We start from the raw sequence: 16,841 nt of genomic DNA on the forward strand, positions 1-16,841 counted from the left end.
TCCATGAGAGAGGTTGCAGGGGACAGGGGGGCGCGAGAGAGCTGGGGTGTGATCATTTGCCCACCTCCCAGCGCAGCTCGTCCGGGCCCTGCCCCACCGGCGATTTGATCGGCGGCTGGCTCGGTTGGCTTTCGGCCGGGGGCGGATCGGCGCGGGTGATTTTCACGCGCAGATCGAACCAGGCGGCCTGACCGGTGACCGGGTCGGAATTGGCCCAGCGCAGCCCGTCGCCCTTGGGCGGCAGCAATTCGTGGATCAGATGGTTGAGCAAGAAGCCCTTGGTGGCCTCGGGCGCGTCCTTGTCGAGCGCCCAAGCGCCCTTGCGCTTGCCGATGGCGTTCCAGGTCCAGACGGTGTTTTCATTGAGCGCCGCCATATGGGCCACCGGCACGGTGATCTTGCCATGGGCCGAGGTGACCTCCGCCCAATCGCCCTCGGCAAAGCCGTTGGCCTGCCAGATCTTGGTCGGCACATAGAGCGGGTTGCGGCCGTGGATCTGGCGCAGCCAGGCGTTCTGACTGCCCCAGCTGTGATACATGGCCATCGGCCGCTGGGTCAGGGCGTGCACCGGGAATTCCTCGGTGTCGACGACGTCATCCTCGAAGGGCGCGTACCAGACCGGCATCGGGTCGAGCGTGCGGCGGATGCGGTCGCGCAGATGTTCGGGCGGCTGACGCTCGCCATGGCCATCGGCGGCGAGGCGGAATTTCTGCATCGTCTCGACGTAGAGTTCAAAGAGATAGGGCTGCGGGCTGTCATAGAGGCCCATGCCGACGGCCCAGTCCTGATAGGCGGCGTTCCACGGTTTGTAGTAATTCGCGCCCTCGGGGATGTGGTTCACGAAGAAGCCGCCGTTTTCGATATAGCGGTCGATCTGGTCGGAATTGGGGGCGCCGCGACCGTGGCTCTCACCATCCTCGCCGCGCCAACCGGCGAGCGGGCCGATGCCCGGCTTGCGCTGATGGTTGGTGATGTAATCGGCGTAATCGGCGTATTTCTGGGTGCCGTCCTCGTTGACGAAACCCGGCAGGCCAAGCCGCGCGCCGAGATCGCAGAGCGCCGATTGAAAGCCGCGCACGTCGCGGTCGGGTTCGACCACGGGCCAGCGGATCGCATCCGCCGCCGCGTCGGCCTCGCAGATCGGGCGGTCGAGCAGGCTGATGCAATCGTGGCGTTCGAGATAGGTGGTGTCGGGCAGGATCAGGTCGGCATAGGCGACCATTTCGCTGCTATAGGCATCGGAATAGATGATGCGCGGGATGACATAGTCGCCGCTCTCGTCCTTGTCGGTGAGCATCTTTTGCACGCCGCCCACATTCATCGACGAGTTCCACGACATGTTGGCCATGTACATGAAGAGCGTGTCGATCTTGTAGGGATCGCCCGCATGGGCGTTGGAGATCACCATATGCATGAGCCCATGGGCCGACATCGGGTTTTCCCAGGTGTAGGCCTTGTCGATGCGGGCGGGGCTTCCGTCCTCTTTGAGGCAGAGATCGTCGGGGCCCTGGACATAGCCCAGATGCGGCCCGTCGAGCGGCTTGCCCGGGGTCACGCCACAATGGGGCGCGGGGTGGGCGCGCACCGGTTTCGGATAGGGCGGTTTGAAGCGGAAGCCGCCGGGCACTTCGACCGTGCCGAGGAGGATCTGCAGCAGGTGCAGCGAGCGGCAGGTCTGGAAGCCGTTGGAATGGGCCGAGATGCCGCGCATGGCGTGAAAGCTCACCGGGCGGCCGGTCATCGTCTTGTGGGTCTCGCCGCGGAAATCCGTCCATTCATGGTCGAGCTCGAAGGCCTCGTCAAAGGCGACGCGGGCGATTTCGGCGGCGATGGTGCGGATCTTGGCGGCGGTGATGCCGCAGGTTTCGGCGACGGCGTCGGGGCTATATTGCGGGTCCATATAGCGTTCGGCCAGCATCTGCATGACGGTGATATGGGTGACACCGTCCTTTTCATAGCTGGCGCCGAGATCAGGGCGCACGCCCTTTTGGTCAAAGGCGGCGGGCTTGCCGGTCTTGCGGTCGATGACCAGCGGCTTGCCATCCTCGTCGCGCAGGAAGAGGCCCTTTTCGGGGCCCTCCGCGCCGTTGATCAGCACCGGCGCGTTGGTGAAGCGGGCGAGATAGTCGAGGTCGATCTTGCCGGCGCGCAGAAGTTCGTGGATCAGCGACAGGATGAAGAGACCGTCGGTGCCCGGCGTGATGCCGACCCAATCGTCGGCAATGGCGTTATAGCCCGAGCGGATCGGGTTGACGCCGATGACCCGGGCGCCGCGCGCCTTGATCTTGCCGAGGCCCATCTTGATCGGGTTGCTGTCGTGATCTTCGGCGACGCCGAAGAGCATGAAGAGCTTGGTATGATCCCAGTCGGGCTGACCGAATTCCCAGAAGGCCCCGCCCATCGTGTAGATGCCTGCCGCCGCCATGTTGACCGAGCAGAACCCGCCATGGGCGGCATAGTTCGGCGTGCCGAAATTCTGGGCGAAGAAGCTGGTGAAGGATTGGCTCTGGTCGCGGCCAGTGAAGAAGGCGAGTTTTGACGGGTCTTTTTCGCGCAGCGGCGCGAGCCAGTCGGTCGCGATCTTGAGCGCCTCGTCCCAGCTGATTTCCTCGAACTCGCCCGAGCCGCGCGGGCCGACCCGTTTCAGCGGCGAACGGAGCCGCGAGGGGGCGTTGTGCTGCATGATCCCGGCGCTGCCCTTGGCGCAGAGCACACCCTGGTTCACCGGGTGATCGCGGTTGCCCTCGATATAGGCGACCTTGCCCTCGCGCATATGCACGTTGATGCCGCAGCGGCAGGCGCACATGTAGCAGGTGGTCTTGCGTATCTCGTCCGAGACCTTGGGAGAGGTGTCGATCCGCGGCTGGTGATGGGTCATCCGAAATTCCCTGTCTGTTGCCGGGTCACGTTAGGGCAGAGATCCCGCCCTCGCGAACCATTTTTCCAATTCTTGCCGGGTTTGACGAATGATCGTCTGCGAAACCCCGAAATTCCGTATCTTTTCCCGTCAACCGGCCGCCATGGATTGCAGCACGGTGACGGCGATCATCTGGGTCACGTCCTCGGCCACGCAGCCGCGCGAGAGGTCGTTGGCGGGATGGGCCAGCCCCTGCAGGATCGGGCCGATGGCCGCATATCCGCCGAGCCGCTGGGTCAGCTTGTAGCCGATATTGCCCGCGTCGAGATTGGGGAAGATCATGACATTGGCCTGACCGGCGACGGCGCTGCCGGGGGCCTTGGCGGCGCCCACCGATGGCACGAAGGCTGCGTCGAACTGCAGCTCGCCATCGGCCTCGAGATCGGGGTGACGCGCGCGCAGCGTGGCCAGCGCATCGGTGACCTTGGTCACCCGGTCATGTTTGGCGCTGCCCATGGTGGAAAAGGACAGCATGGCGATCTTGGGCTCTTCGCGCATCAGGGCGCGGCAGGAGCGGGCCGACATGGCGGCGATCTCGGCCAGCTCGTCGGCGGCGGGGTCGATCACCAGACCGCAGTCGGAATAGAGCATGGTGCGGCCGGTCTCGGTGCCCTCGGGCGGGTACATGAGGAAAAAGCTCGACACCATGGCGGCGTCGGGGGCCTTGCCGATCACCTGCAGCGCGGTGCGCACCACGTCCGAGGTGGTGGCGACGGCGCCGCCCACGGTGCCGGTGGCATGGCCCTCGCGGACCAGCATCGCGGCATAGGTCAGCGGCGCCCGCACGGCGCGGGCGGCAGCGGCCTCGTCAACGCCTTTGTGCTGGCGCAGCGCGTGAAAGGATTTGGCAAAACGATCTGTGAGATTAGAGGTTTCGGGGTCATGCACGGCGATGCCGGGCCCCTCCTCTGCGCCTTGTCGGGTCAGTTCGGCGCGGACCGCGTCGCCCTGACCCACAAGGATGATGTCGGCGGCCCCGGCGGCCTGAGCCGCCAGCGCCCCTTCGACGATGCGGGGGTCTTCGCCCTCGCTCAGCGCGATGGTCGCGCGATTGGCTGGCGGCGCCGCCAGAAGCAACCGGATCGGTGACTGTGGCATGCGCCGCCCTCCTCCCTTTGACTTAGTCGACCTGCTGTTCGCGCATGTCGGCGGGGTCGATGCCGGCCACGGCGACGGGTTTCTTCATCGCGTCGCGGCGGAAGGGCTCGCCCAGCTCCTGGTTGATCATGGCCTCGATCAGCGTGGTGGTGCCGGCCTTCTGGTCCTTGATCGCCTGATCCAGCGCATCGGTGAGCTCGTCCATGGTGCGGGCGACGACGCCTTTCAGGCCACAGGCCTTGGCGATGCCCGCGTAGGAGACCTGTTCGTCGAGCTCGGTGCCGACGAAATTGTCATCGAACCACAGGGTCGAGTTCCGCTTTTCCGCACCCCATTGGTAGTTGCGGAAGACCACATGGGTCACGGCGGGCCATTCACCGCGGCCGATGGCGGTCAGTTCGTTCACCGCGATGCCGAAGGCACCGTCACCGGAGAAGCCCACAACCGGCGTGTCGGGGCAGCCGATCTTGGCGCCGACAACGGCGGGCAGACCATAGCCACAGGGGCCAAAGAGACCCGGCGCCAGATATTTGCGGCCTTCCTCGAAGGAGGGGTAGGCGTTGCCGATGGCGCAGTTGTTGCCGATGTCGGAGGAGATGATCGCCTCTTTCGGCAGCGCGGCCTGAATGGCACGCCAGGCCATGCGGGGGCTCATCCAGTCGGGTTTTGCGCCACGGGCACGTTCGTTCCAGGTGGTGCCGGGATCGTCCTGCTCGTGGTCCATCGAGCTCAGCTCTTGCGCCCAGGCCGATTTGGTCTTGGCGATGGTGGCCTTGCGCTCTTCGCGGTCTGCGTCACCGGCGGTGTCCGACAGTTTGGCGAGGATGGTTTTCGCGACTTTCTTGGCGTCGCCGACGATGCCGACGGCAACCGGCTTGGTCAGGCCGATGCGCTCGGGCTTGACGTCGACCTGAATGATCTTCGCGTCTTTGGGCCAGTAGTCGATGCCATAGCCCGGCAGGGTCGAGAACGGGTTGAGACGGGTGCCCAGCGCCAGCACGACGTCGGCCTTGTTGATCAGCTCCATACCGGCCTTGGAGCCGTTATAGCCGAGGGGACCGGCGTGCAGCGGGTGCGAGCCGGGGAAGGCGTCGTTGTGCTGATAGCCACAGCAGACCGGGGCGTCGAGACGCTCGGCCAGTTCGGCGGTGGCGGGGATGGCGCCTGCGAGGATCACGCCGGCACCGTTGAGGATGACCGGGAACTTCGCTTCGGACAGCAGTTTTGCCGCCTCGTCGAGGGCCTCTTCGCCGCCCGAGGGGCGTTCAAAGTCGACGATCTTCGGCAGTTCGATGTCGATCACCTGGGTGAAGTAGTCGCGCGGCACGTTGATCTGTGCCGGGGCGCTGTAGCGCTTGGCATTGAGGATCACGCGGTTCAGGACTTCGGCCATGCGCGACGGGTCGCGGACCTCTTCCTGATAGCAGACCATGTCCTTGAACGCGGCCATCTGTTCGACTTCCTGGAAGCCCCCCTGACCCATGGTCTTGTTGGCGGCCTGCGGCGTCACCAGCAGCAGCGGCGTGTGGTTCCAATAGGCGGTTTTGACGGCGGTCACAAAGTTGGTGATGCCGGGGCCGTTCTGGGCGATCATCATCGACATCTTGCCGGTGGCGCGGGTGTAGCCGTCGGCCATCATGCCGCCGGACCCTTCGTGGGCGCAGTCCCAGAAGGTGATCCCGGCTTTGCCGAAAATGTCGGAGATCGGCATCATGGCCGAGCCGATGATCCCGAACGCATGCTGGATGCCATGCATCTGCAGCGTTTTCACAAAGGCTTCTTCAGTCGTCATTTTCATGGGTTTGTCCTCAGGCTGACTGGCGCGAAACAGCATCGCGCCTGTAAATTCTGCGCCGAACCTACTGACAAGCCCGCCCAGCCCATAGGGCCAGATTCAAGAATGGCATAGAGCCAGTGAAAATATAAATGAGATTTTTCGTCTCAATAATTTTGTTTTTTACACCGGAAACGTCCAAATCAGCCCAGAGCGCGGTCGAGCGCCTGTTCGAGATCGGCGATGAGATCATCGGCGTCCTCGATCCCGATCGACAGGCGCAGGAGTGCGGGATGCACCTTGAATCCCTCGCCCGAGACGGTCTTGCGATGTTCGATCAGGCTCTCGACCCCGCCAAGCGAGGTGGCGGGGTAGAAGAGCTGACAGAATCGGGCGACATCAATGGCCGCCTGTTCGTCGCCCTTGACGATGATCGACATCATGCCGCCGTACATGCCATGGGTCTGACGTTTGGCAATGTCGTGGTCCGGGTGGCTTTCGAGCCCGGGGTAGAGCACTTTGCGCACCTGCGGGTGGCCTTCGAAATGGGTGGCGATGCGCAGCGCGTTGAGCGTCGCGCGTTCATAGCGCAGGGTGAGCGTGCGCATGCCGCGGATGAGCAGGAAGGCGTCAAAGCTCTGCAGCACCGTGCCTTGCAGCTTGCGATGGCCTTCGATCTCTTCCCACCAGGCGTCCATGTTGCGCACCGAAAGCGCCCCGGCGGTCACGTCGGAATGGCCGTTGAGATATTTCGTGGCCGAATGGAACGAGAAATCCGCCCCGAGTTCGAGCGCCCGCGTGGCGCAGGGCGGCGTGCCGGTGCAATCGGTCAAGAGCTTGGCCCCGGCGGCATGCGCCAGTTCGGCCGCGCCCGCGATGTCGGTCACGTCCCAATCGGGGTTGTTGGGGCTTTCGACCCAGACCAGCCGGGTCTTGCCCTTGCGGCAGGCGTCGCGCAGCGCGTCGAGATCGCCGGGACGGTAATAGCTCACCTCGAGGCGGTGCAGTTTGGCGTAGCGCTGAAACTGTTGCAGCACGCCGTGATACATGACCTCGGGCACCACCACGTGATCGCCGGTCTTGAGCGTGTCGATCACCGACATGCAGGCCGACATGCCGGAGGAAAACAGCATGCAATCCGCCGCCCCTTCGAGATCGGCGATGATCGCCTCGGCCTGTTCCGTGGTCGGGTTGCCATCGCGGCGGTACATATAGCTGCGCCGCACCGCATAGTCTTCGTCGCGGGCATAGGTGGCGCTGGGCTGGATCGGCGGCACGATGGCGCCGGTCTCGCGGTCGAGATAGCGCAGGGCCTGGGCCAGCTTGGTCGAGGGCGAGAGCGGGCGGTTGCGACGGTCGGACATGGGGGGTCTCCTGAGGTTGGCGACAAGGTACGCCTGTCGCCGCCATGCGCAAGCCCTAACCGGCGGGATCGGGCGCGGGATTGCCGCCGCAGACGAGCACCGCGACACGTTCGCCGGGCGCGGGCCGGTAGGCGCCCGACAGCAGCGCCGCCAGCGCCGTGGCCCCGGCCGGTTCGACCCATTGCCGCAGCTCGCGCCAGAGCAGCACCTGGGCCTCGGTGATGGCAGCGTCGTTGACCAGAACAGAGGTCACGCCGGTCGATTGCGCCAGATCGAAACAGATGTCGCCGATGCGCCGCGCGCCAAGCGCATTGGCCGCCACGCCAGAGACCTCGACATCGCAGGGCGCGCCCGCCGCCAGCGCCGCATTGAGCGCGCAGGAGGTTTCCGGTTCCACCGCCACGATGTTGCGCCGCCCGTCGAGCCAGGCCATCGCGCCGCCGATGAGACCGCCGCCGCCGACCGCGATGAGCACGGTATCGGCGTCGAGCCCCTGATCCTCCCACTCCGCCATGAGCGTGCCCTGCCCCATCACGGTGGCCGGCGCGTCATAGGCGTGGATCTGCATCGCGCCGGTCTCGGCCTCATGGGCGCGGGCGGCGTCGAGCGCATTGGCATAGGCGCCGGGCACCACATGGAGATCGGCGCCGAGCCGTTCGATGAGCCCGATCTTGGCGGGGCCGGCCATTTCGGGAACGAAGATCGCCGCGCGATGGCCGAGACGCCAGGCGGCCCAGGCCACCGCCGCACCGTGATTGCCGCCCGAGGCCGCGACGAGCCCCGCCTTTGGCACATCCTGCGACAGGAGCGTGTTGATCGCGCCGCGCGCCTTGAAGCTGCCGGTGTGCTGCATCTGTTCGAGCTTGAGCGCGATGGGGCCGCCGTCCCAGAGCCCCGTCACCTCGATCACCGGGGTGCGCCGCACATGGGGGGCGATCCGGGTCAGGGCCGCCGCGATATCCGTTTTCCAATCCATGTCTTTGCCTCGCTTTATCTTCCCAAGTCCTCGGGAAACCTATAGGTCTGGACCTAAACTCCTAGTGAAGGATGCGAGTAGATGAAAGACGAGCGCAACAGCCAGTTTCGCGATGCCCATTCCGACCGGAGCACCGCCGAACAGGTGCCCGACACGCCGCAAACCCGCGCCCCGGCCTATCGGCTGGCCTTCAACGATCCCGATTTCATGTGCCGGGACGAGCTGCGCCCGGTGCGGCTTCAGCTCGAGCTGCTCAAGCCCGAGATGATCCAGAACGAGCGCGGCATCAAGAGCACCGTGGTGCTCTTTGGCGGGGCGCGCATTCCCGATCCCGAGCATAAGGAAACGGCCCGTACCAAGACGCTGGCCGAGCTGTCGCATTACTATGACGAGGCGCGCAAATTCGCCCGGATGATGACGGAAAAATCCATGCAGAGCTATGGTCAGGAATTCGTCGTGGCGACGGGGGGCGGTCCGGGTGTGATGGAGGCGGGCAACCGTGGGGCCGCCGATGCGGGCGGCAATTCCATCGGGCTCAACATCGTGTTGCCCTTTGAGCAGGCGCCGAACGAATATGTGACGCCGGGCCTGTGTTTCAACTTTCACTATTTCGCCATCCGCAAGATGCATTTCCTGATGCGGGCCAAGGCGATCTGTGTGTTTCCCGGCGGCTTTGGCACGCTGGACGAGCTGTTCGAGGCGCTCACCCTCATTCAGACGGCGCGGATGACACCGGTGCCCTTCCTGCTCTTTGGCGAGAAGTTCTGGCGCTCCATCATCAACTGGGAGGCGCTGTCGGAGGCAGGCACGATTTCGGCCGAGGACCTCGAGCTGTTCCGCTTTGTCGAGACGGCGGACGAGGCCGTCGGCATCATCGACGGCTGGTATAATGACGAGACCTGCTAGGGGCTAAGCGCCCCGGTCCCGGCGCAGGGCTGCTGCCATTCAGTGCAGCAGATGTGCCGGGAGCCCGCAGATGTCCTGCCCCTTGAGAAGCGACGCGACGATGCGGCCCTCATCGGTGTCGCGGATGGCATAGCCATAGCCGCGCAGGCGGTGTTGCCATTCACGATCCGAAATCGCCATGCGACGCTCGCGCATCACGATTTCCATGACTTTCGACTGCTCGTTGTTCTGGGTCAGCATTGTTTCTTGCCCTTGTTTAATCCCATTGAATGACACCGGATTATCCCCGGTGCGTGGCAAGATTTCAGTCGGATTGTGGCGGCAAAGGGATCATTTCGCGGCCCCCTTGCCTTAATGGCACAGGGCCACGCGCCCCGGATACGGGGCCGAGACAGCCATGTAAGGGAAGCGCGGGGCGCTTAGGGCGCGCCGCGCGTTTCGGCCTCGATCTCGCGGCGCGATTTGCGGGCGCGTTCGGTAGCGGATTTGAGCTGACCACAGGCCGCCATGATGTCTTCGCCGCGCGGGGTGCGGATCGGCGAGGCATAGCCCGCCTTGTAGATGATATCGGCAAAGGCACGGATGCGGTTGTTGGACGAGCGTTTGTAGGGTGCGCCGGGCCATTCGTTGAAGGGGATCAGGTTGATCTTGGCCGGAATGGCGTGATCCTTGATCATCTGGATCAGGCGGCGGGCGTCGTCATCGGTGTCGTTGACCCCGTCGAGCATCACATATTCAAAGGTGATCCGTTCCGAGTTCGAGACCTTGGGATAGCTCGCCAGGGCCTGCAGCAATTCCTCGATATTCCAGCGCTTGTTGATCGGCACCAGCTTGTTGCGGGTCTCGTCGGTGGTGGCGTGGAAGGAGATCGCCAGCTGACAGCCGATTTCCTGCGCGGTGCGGGCAATCTCCGGCACGACGCCAGAGGTCGAAAGCGTGATGCGGCGGCGCGAGAGCTGAATGCCCTCGGCGTCCATGGCGATCTTCATCGCGTCGCGCACATTGTCGAAATTATAGAGTGGCTCGCCCATGCCCATCAGCACGATGTTCGACAGAAGGCGGGTTTCATCCTTGGGCGCGCCCTGTTCGGGCCATTCGCCAAGGTCATCGCGCGCCATCATCACCTGACCGATGATTTCGCCTGCGGTCAGGTTGCGCACCAGTTTCTGGGTGCCGGTGTGGCAGAAGGAACAGGTGAGGGTACAGCCGACCTGCGAGCTCACACAAAGCGTGCCGCGGTCTTCCTCGGGGATATAGACCACCTCGACCTCGTGACCACCGGCGATTCGCACCAGATATTTGCGGGTGCCGTCCGAGCTCACCTGTTTCGACACGACTTCGGGGATTTCGATGACGAACTTCTCGGCCAGCTCGGCGCGGTAGGCCTTGGCGAGGTTGGTCATCGCGTCGAAATCGCGCACGCCCCATTGGTAGATCCATTGCCAGATTTGCGAGACCCGCATCTTGGCCTGTTTTTCCGGGGTGCCATGGGCGATGAGCACATCGCGCATCTTGTCGCGGGTGAGGCCCACAAGGTTGACCGGCCCCTCCGGCAGCTTGCGCGGAATGGTCATGACATCCTGGGTGATGGGCGCGTCCGTGGACATGGCGATACCTCGGGCTGAGACAAAGGATTGCCCCACCTATAGCAGATCGCGGTGAAAGAAAACCCGTGGCAGCGCCGTCAAGCGCCGCGTTTAGCGGGTTTGCGCCTCTTGCAACCATCGCTGCACATAGCGCCGGGCCGCACCGCAGGAGATGGGCAGGCTCTCGCCCCGCGCCAGATGGCAGGCGATGGCGGTGGCGAGGCTACAGCCGGTGCCGCGCCGTCCACGCTTGAGCCGGGGCGCGGCATAGCTGCGCGGATCGCCCACGCCATAGAGCCAGTCGATGCTCTCATCGCCCGCGCCGTGACCGCCCTTGATCAGCACCGCTTGCACCCCGAGCCCGAGGATCCCGGCGCCCTGCATCTCGCGGTGGGTGTCGGTGTGGGCCTCAGCCCCACCACTGAGCTCTGCCGCCTCGGCGAGGTTGGGGGTCAGCAATGTGAGACCGGGCAAGAGCGGGCGCAGCATCTCTGGCCCGCCGAGCGCACCGCCGGAGCTGGCCTTCAGCACCGGGTCGAGGACGCGGGGGGCGGGACAGTCTGCGAGCGCCTGCGCCACCGCCTCGGCGGCCTCAAGGCTGCCCAACATGCCGATCTTGACCGCGCCCACCGGGCCGGTGGCCAAGGCGGCGGCGATCTGTTCCGCGATCATCGCGGGCGGCACCGGATGGATGGCGACGACGCCCGTATCGGTCTGGGCGGTGACGGCGGTGACCACGGGGCGTGGCGTCAGGCCGAGATCACGGGCCACCTGCGCGTCGCGGGTGAGCCCTGCGCCGCCGCTGCTGTCGGTGCCGCCGATGGTGAGGATCGCGCTCATGCCGCCACCGCGGCGCAGAGCGCGATGTCATAGCGCCCCACCTCGGCCAGGGCCCGCGCCGCGCGCCAGGATCTGAGCCCGGTCTGACAGCCGAGCACCACCCGGCGGGCGGGATCGAGCGCCAGCCCTGTCACCGCCTCGGGCCGGGCGCGGCGGGCCTGCGGCACAAAGGGCGTGGGGGCCTCAGCCTCGGGGCGCAGCTCGATCACCTGATCGCCGTCGCACAGGAGGCCCGCGTCGATGAAGGGCCAGCGCTGGCTGGGTTCCGGCGCGCCGAGAAAGCTGAAACTGCTGGGCGCATAGCTCTCCATGTCGAGGGTGACGAGCCGCCCGGCGGGGCGCGGCTCTTGCCCGGCAAGATGGGCGAGCGCCAGCTGCGCGCAGAGCGTGCCGGTCATGCCGACCACCGGGCCGAGCACGCCGGCGGTGGCGCAGGTGGCGGCGGTCTGTGGCAGATCCGGGAACACCGCCCGCAGGCTCGGGGCCGCGCCGCAATACATCCCGGCATAGCCGCGCGCGCCCAGAACCGAGCCGCTGACCAGAGGTGTGCCCGCCGCGAGACAAGCGTCCGAGAGGATGTAGGAGACCGCGAAACTGTCGGCCCCGTCGACCACCAGATCGGCCCCCGCCACCAGATCCGGCGCGCGCGACGGCGTCAAGCTCGCCACCTCGGCGGTGATGTCGAGCGCGGGCGCGAGCGCGCGCAGATGACGCGCGGCGGCCTCGGCTTTGGGCGCGCCGATGTCGGACATGCGGTAGAGCACCTGCCGGTGCAGGTTGCTTTCCTCGACATGATCGGGATCGAGCAGGGTGATCCGGCCGATGCCCGCCCCGGCCAGATATTGCAGCACCGGCACGCCGAGCCCGCCCGCGCCGATGACCAGCACATGCGACGCCGCCAGCCGCGCCTGAGCGGCGGTGCCGATGATCATCTCTTGGCGGGCGTGGCGGCTCATGCCGGGGTCAGGTCGGCGGCGTCGCAGGCCGCGATCCATTCGGCGGTGCGCGCCAACGGATCGGCGGCGCGCTGGATATCGGTCACCACCGCCGCGCTGTCGGCCCCGGCTGCAAAGACAGCGGGCAGCCGTTCGGGCGTCAGCCCGCCAATCGCCACCAGCGGCACCTTGCCTGCCCGCGCCTTCCAGTCGCGCACCCGGTCGAGCCCCTGCGGCCCCCATTTCATCTTTTTCAACAAGGTCGGATAGACCGGGCCGAGCGCCACATAGGCCGGGCCCTTGTCGAGGGCGCGGTCAAGTTCCGTCTCATCATGGGTCGAGAGGCCAAAGCGGACGCCCGCCCGGCGCAGCGCGGTGAAATCGGCGCTGTCCATGTCTTCCTGTCCGAGATGGACGAAATCACAGCCCTCTTCGAGCGCGATCTGCCAGTAATCATTGACCACCAGCTGACAATTATGGGCGGCGCAGACTTCGCGGGCGGCGCGGATCTGGGCGCGGGTCTCCGCCGCGTCACGGTCCTTGATGCGCAGCTGCACGAGCCGCACGCCCAAGGGCACCAGCGCCCGCAACCAGAGCACATCGCTCACGAGCAGGTAGAAACGATCCATCATGCCAACTCCGCCAATCCCAGAAGCGGTGTCGAGGGCACCGCCATGTCACGCCGTTCCATCGGGTTTGCCTCGAACCCGGCGCGGCCCGCCTCGATCGCGCCCGCCATGGCCCGCGCCATGGTGACCGGATCCCCGGCCCGCGCCACCGCCGTGTTCAAGAGCACCGCATCCATCCCGAGCTCCATCGCGGCGCAGGCATCCGAGGGCCGCCCGATCCCCGCATCCACCACCAGCGGGATGTCGGGGAAATGCGCCCGCATGGTGCGCAGCGCCTCGGGGTTGCGCAGCCCCTGCCCCGATCCGATGGGCGCGCCCCAGGGCATCAGCACCCGGCAGCCCGCCGCAACGAGCCGTGCGCCGACCACCAGATCATCGGTGGTATAGGGAAACACCTCGAACCCATCGGCACAGAGGATTTCCGCCGCCTCGACGAGGCCAAAGACATCGGGTTGCAACGTGTCGCTGTCGCCGATCACCTCGAGCTTGATCCAGTTGGTGCCGAAAAGTTCACGCGCCATGCGGGCGGTGGTCACCGCCTCCTGGGCGCTGTGGCAGCCGGCGGTGTTGGGCAGGATATGCGCGCCGCTTTCGCGCAGGATGTCCCAGAACCCCGCGCCGCTACCCTCTGCCGTTTCGCGCCGCAGGCTGACGGTGATCACTTCGGTGCCCGAGGCGGCGATGGCCTCGGTCAGGATTTTCGGCGACGGGTATTGCGCGGTGCCCAGCATCAGCCGCGAGGTCAGGGTCTTTCCATAAAGCGTCAGCATCTCAGCCTCCCTGCATCGGCGCCAGCACTTCGAGCCGGTCACCATCGTTGAGCTGCGTGTCCGCCCGCGCCTCGCGGGGGACAAAGACACCGTTGAGCGCGGTGGCGGTGGCCTGCGCCTCAAAGCCAAGCTCGGCCAGCGCCGCGCCGAGCGTCTTGCCCTCTATGTCACGCGGGCAGGCGTTGACGATCAGTTTCATCTTCTGTGTCTCCCAGCAAGTTGCGTGCCGCCCGCCGGGCCATGGCCGGGGCGAGCAGAAATCCGTGACGGTAGAGCCCGTTGAGATAGAGCGTGCCGTCGCGGTGGATGAGCTGCGGCAGGTTGTCGGCAAAGGCCGGGCGCAGCCCCGCGCCGATTTCCTCGACGCTGGCCTCGGCAAAGCCCGGATGCACCGCATAGGCCGCGCCGAGAAGATCGGCGAGCGAGCGCAGGCTCGGCGGGCGGGTGGACGAGCTCTCGACGCTGGTCGCGCCGATCATGTAGAGCCCCGCGCCGCGCGGCACGAGATAGAGCGGCGCGCGCGGATGCAAGAGCCGCAGGGTGCGGCTGATCTCGACATCCGGGCAGCGCAGGATCGCCATCTCGCCGCGCACCGGGCGCAGGCGCGGCAAGGGCGCCGCCATGCCGGTACAGTCGAGATCGACGCGCTCTGGCCCGGTCTCGCCCAGACAGAGCGTGCCGCCAAGGCCGGTCACCTGAGCGGCGAGATCGAGAAGCGCCCGACGCGGGTCGAGATGGGCCTCTTGCGCAAAGAAGAGCCCGTGACGAAACCGCCCCGCCAGCGCCGGTTCGAGCGCGGCAACCCGCGCCTCGTCCAGCGTCTCATGGCCCGTGCTGCGGCGGGCGAATTGGGTGAGATCGGCGCGGTCGCGCCCGGCGGCGAGCACCAGGGTGCCGCGCTGCGTCACCGGCGTCACCTCGCCCCAGAAGTCGAGCGCCTCGCGGCCGAGGTCAAGCACCTCGGGCTCGGCGCTCTCGGCCTCGCACCAAGGCGCCAGCATGCCGCCGGCAAAGCGGGCCACGCTGGCCGCGCCGATCCTCTCGGCGCGGTCATAGAGCGTGACCGCCGCGCCCCGGCGCAAGAGCACCAGGGCTGTGGTGAGGCCGGCGAGGCCGGCCCCCCGGATGGTGATCATTCCGCAGGCTCCGCCTTGGCATCCGACGCCTCGGGCGCGGGCACATAGAGCTCGCCCCCTTCGCGGAACTTGGCGGCCATCGCCTCCATCCCTTCCTTCTGGGCCTCGGCGCGGATGTCGTGGCTGATCCGCATCGAGCAGAATTTCGGCCCGCACATGGAGCAGAAATGCGCCACTTTATGCGCCTCTTTCGGCAAGGTCTGATCGTGGAAATCGCGCGCGGTTTCGGGATCGAGCGCGAGGTTGAACTGATCCTCCCAGCGGAATTCGAACCGGGCGCGGGAGAGCGCATCGTCACGACGCTGCGCGCCGGGCAGACCCTTGGCCAGATCGGCGGCATGGGCCGCGATCTTGTAGGTGATCACGCCGGTTTTCACGTCGTCGCGGTCGGGCAGGCCGAGATGTTCCTTGGGCGTCACATAGCAAAGCATGGCACAGCCGAACCAGCCGATCATCGCCGCGCCAATGCCGGAGGTGATATGGTCATAGCCCGGCGCGATATCCGTGGTGAGCGGCCCAAGCGTGTAGAACGGCGCCTCGTGGCAACATTCGAGCTGCTTGTCCATGTTCTCCTTGATCTTGTGCATGGCGACATGGCCCGGCCCTTCGATCATCACCTGACAATCCTTGGCCCAGGCGATCTTGGTCAGCTCGCCCAGCGTTTCCAGCTCGGCAAATTGCGCCTCGTCATTGGCATCGGCGATCGAGCCGGGGCGCAGACCGTCGCCCAGCGAGAAGCTGACATCGTATTTGCGGCAGATGTCACAGATTTCGTCGAAATGCTCGTAGAGGAAGCTTTCCTTGTGGTGATGCAGGCACCATTTCGCCATGATCGAGCCACCGCGCGACACGATGCCGGTGACGCGTTTCGCGGTCATCGGCACCATATGCAGACGGACACCGGCGTGGATGGTGAAATAATCGACGCCCTGTTCGGCCTGTTCGATGAGCGTGTCGCGGAACACTTCCCAGGTCAGGTCTTCGGCGATACCGTTCACCTTTTCCAGCGCCTGGTAGATCGGCACCGTGCCGATCGGCACCGGGCTGTTGCGGACGATCCATTCGCGGGTGTTGTGGATGTTGCGACCGGTCGAGAGATCCATCACCGTGTCGGCACCCCAGCGGATCGACCAGACCAGTTTATCCACCTCTTCCTCCATCGAGGAGGAGACCGCGCTGGTGCCCATATTGGCGTTGATCTTCACCAGGAAGTTGCGGCCGATGATCATCGGCTCGAGCTCGGGGTGGTTGATGTTGGCGGGGATGATGGCGCGACCGGCGGCGACCTCGTCGCGGACAAACTCGGGCGTCACGTAATCGGGGATATTGGCGCCCCAATCATTGCCGTCGCGCTCTTCCTTGACGGCTTCGCGCAGCTGGTTCTCGCGGATGGCGATATATTCCATCTCGGGCGTGACGATGCCGGCGCGGGCATAGGCGAGCTGGGTCACGGCGACGCCATCCTTGGCGCGCAGGGGTTTCGGGCGCACCGGGAATTCCGGCGTCAGACGGTCACCCTGAACAAAGCCGTTGTCCTCGGGCTTGACCTCGCGGCCCTCATATTCCTCGACATCGCCCCGGGCGACGATCCAGTCGCGGCGCAGCGGCGCCAGACCCTGACGGATATCGGTGAGTACATCGGGATCGGTATAGGGGCCCGAGCTGTCATAGACCGGCAGCGGCGGCTCGCCCGCGGTCGGGTGGACCGAGATTTCGCGCATCGGCACGCGGATATCCTTGTGGATCTCGCCCGCGACATAGATTTTGCGCGAGGCGGGCAAGGCGCCCGTGGTGATCTTGGGATTGGGTACGTTCATTTTGGTGCTCCTCAAGCCAGTACTCTGAAGGACACCAGAAGACGTTTGGCTGGGAGCAGGGGACTTCCCCTTTGTCGGATCGCGCAGTTCGCC

The 16,841-nt window shown here is 65.8% G+C and carries 15 protein-coding genes; 1 reads left to right on the plus strand and 14 read right to left on the minus strand.

The features are described 5' to 3' along the window. Nucleotides 1-52: 52 nt before the first annotated feature. From WA237_RS10790 to WA237_RS10810, 5 genes are all read right to left on the minus strand, one after another. The gene (locus WA237_RS10790) at nt 53-2,878 is read right to left on the minus strand and encodes a molybdopterin oxidoreductase family protein (RefSeq protein WP_336097686.1); all 2,826 of its coding nucleotides are present in this window, start codon (nt 2,876-2,878) and stop codon (nt 53-55) included. Between the two features lie 129 nt (nt 2,879-3,007). After that, complete coding sequence (pta, locus tag WA237_RS10795) at nt 3,008-4,015, minus strand: phosphate acetyltransferase (RefSeq protein WP_336097687.1); 1,008 nt, start codon at nt 4,013-4,015, stop codon at nt 3,008-3,010. Between the two features lie 22 nt (nt 4,016-4,037). Then, nucleotides 4,038-5,813 carry a sulfoacetaldehyde acetyltransferase gene (gene xsc, locus WA237_RS10800; protein WP_336097688.1) on the minus strand — a complete coding sequence of 592 codons (1,776 nt, stop codon included), beginning with the start codon at nt 5,811-5,813 and terminating at the stop codon, nt 4,038-4,040. 179 nt (nt 5,814-5,992) lie between these two features. Then, nucleotides 5,993-7,153 carry a trans-sulfuration enzyme family protein gene (locus tag WA237_RS10805; protein ID WP_336097689.1) on the minus strand — a complete coding sequence of 387 codons (1,161 nt, stop codon included), beginning with the start codon at nt 7,151-7,153 and terminating at the stop codon, nt 5,993-5,995. A gap of 55 nt (nt 7,154-7,208) precedes the next feature. After that, complete coding sequence (locus WA237_RS10810) at nt 7,209-8,129, minus strand: threonine/serine dehydratase (RefSeq protein ID WP_336097690.1); 921 nt, start codon at nt 8,127-8,129, stop codon at nt 7,209-7,211. Between the two features lie 81 nt (nt 8,130-8,210). Here WA237_RS10810 and WA237_RS10815 point away from each other — a divergent pair, with 81 nt between their 5' ends. Further along, on the plus strand, nt 8,211-9,035 hold the full coding sequence (locus tag WA237_RS10815) for an LOG family protein (protein WP_009814144.1): 825 nt from the start codon (nt 8,211-8,213) through the stop codon (nt 9,033-9,035). Nucleotides 9,036-9,074: 39 nt separating this feature from the next. Here the strand turns inward: WA237_RS10815 and WA237_RS10820 are convergent, their stop codons facing one another. The 9 genes from WA237_RS10820 to thiC all read right to left on the minus strand — a co-directional run bounded on the left by WA237_RS10820 (nt 9,075) and on the right by thiC (nt 16,748). Then, nucleotides 9,075-9,275, minus strand: coding sequence for a hypothetical protein (locus WA237_RS10820; RefSeq protein WP_216014871.1), 201 nt, complete (start codon nt 9,273-9,275; stop codon nt 9,075-9,077). A gap of 179 nt (nt 9,276-9,454) precedes the next feature. Next, nucleotides 9,455-10,642, minus strand: coding sequence for a 23S rRNA (adenine(2503)-C(2))-methyltransferase RlmN (gene rlmN / locus WA237_RS10825; RefSeq protein WP_009814142.1), 1,188 nt, complete (start codon nt 10,640-10,642; stop codon nt 9,455-9,457). A 90-nt stretch (nt 10,643-10,732) separates the two neighbouring features. Further along, nucleotides 10,733-11,461 (minus strand): bifunctional hydroxymethylpyrimidine kinase/phosphomethylpyrimidine kinase, encoded by a 729-nt coding sequence (gene thiD / locus WA237_RS10830; protein WP_336097691.1) that lies wholly within the window; start codon nt 11,459-11,461, stop codon nt 10,733-10,735. After that, a complete protein-coding gene (locus WA237_RS10835) occupies nt 11,458-12,417 on the minus strand; it encodes a HesA/MoeB/ThiF family protein (protein WP_336097692.1) in 960 nt (319 codons plus the stop codon). The genes thiD and WA237_RS10835 overlap by 4 nt, the downstream gene beginning before the upstream one ends. Then, complete coding sequence (locus WA237_RS10840) at nt 12,414-13,025, minus strand: thiamine phosphate synthase (protein WP_336098090.1); 612 nt, start codon at nt 13,023-13,025, stop codon at nt 12,414-12,416. The genes WA237_RS10835 and WA237_RS10840 overlap by 4 nt, the downstream gene beginning before the upstream one ends. Beyond that, nucleotides 13,025-13,795 (minus strand): thiazole synthase, encoded by a 771-nt coding sequence (locus tag WA237_RS10845; protein WP_009814137.1) that lies wholly within the window; start codon nt 13,793-13,795, stop codon nt 13,025-13,027. Before WA237_RS10845 ends, WA237_RS10840 begins: the two co-directional genes overlap by 1 nt. Nucleotide 13,796: 1 nt before the next feature. After that, entirely contained in the window at nt 13,797-13,994 is a 198-nt protein-coding gene (thiS, locus tag WA237_RS10850) for a sulfur carrier protein ThiS (protein ID WP_216014868.1), read from the minus strand. Beyond that, nucleotides 13,963-14,931 (minus strand): FAD-dependent oxidoreductase, encoded by a 969-nt coding sequence (locus tag WA237_RS10855; RefSeq protein ID WP_336097693.1) that lies wholly within the window; start codon nt 14,929-14,931, stop codon nt 13,963-13,965. The genes thiS and WA237_RS10855 overlap by 32 nt, the downstream gene beginning before the upstream one ends. Then, entirely contained in the window at nt 14,928-16,748 is a 1,821-nt protein-coding gene (gene thiC, locus WA237_RS10860) for a phosphomethylpyrimidine synthase ThiC (RefSeq protein ID WP_336097694.1), read from the minus strand. Before thiC ends, WA237_RS10855 begins: the two co-directional genes overlap by 4 nt. Nucleotides 16,749-16,841 lie beyond the last annotated feature (93 nt).

The organism is Roseovarius sp. CH_XMU1461 (genome assembly GCF_037027165.1).
In the GTDB taxonomy this organism is placed as follows: Bacteria; Pseudomonadota; Alphaproteobacteria; order Rhodobacterales; family Rhodobacteraceae; genus Roseovarius; species Roseovarius nubinhibens.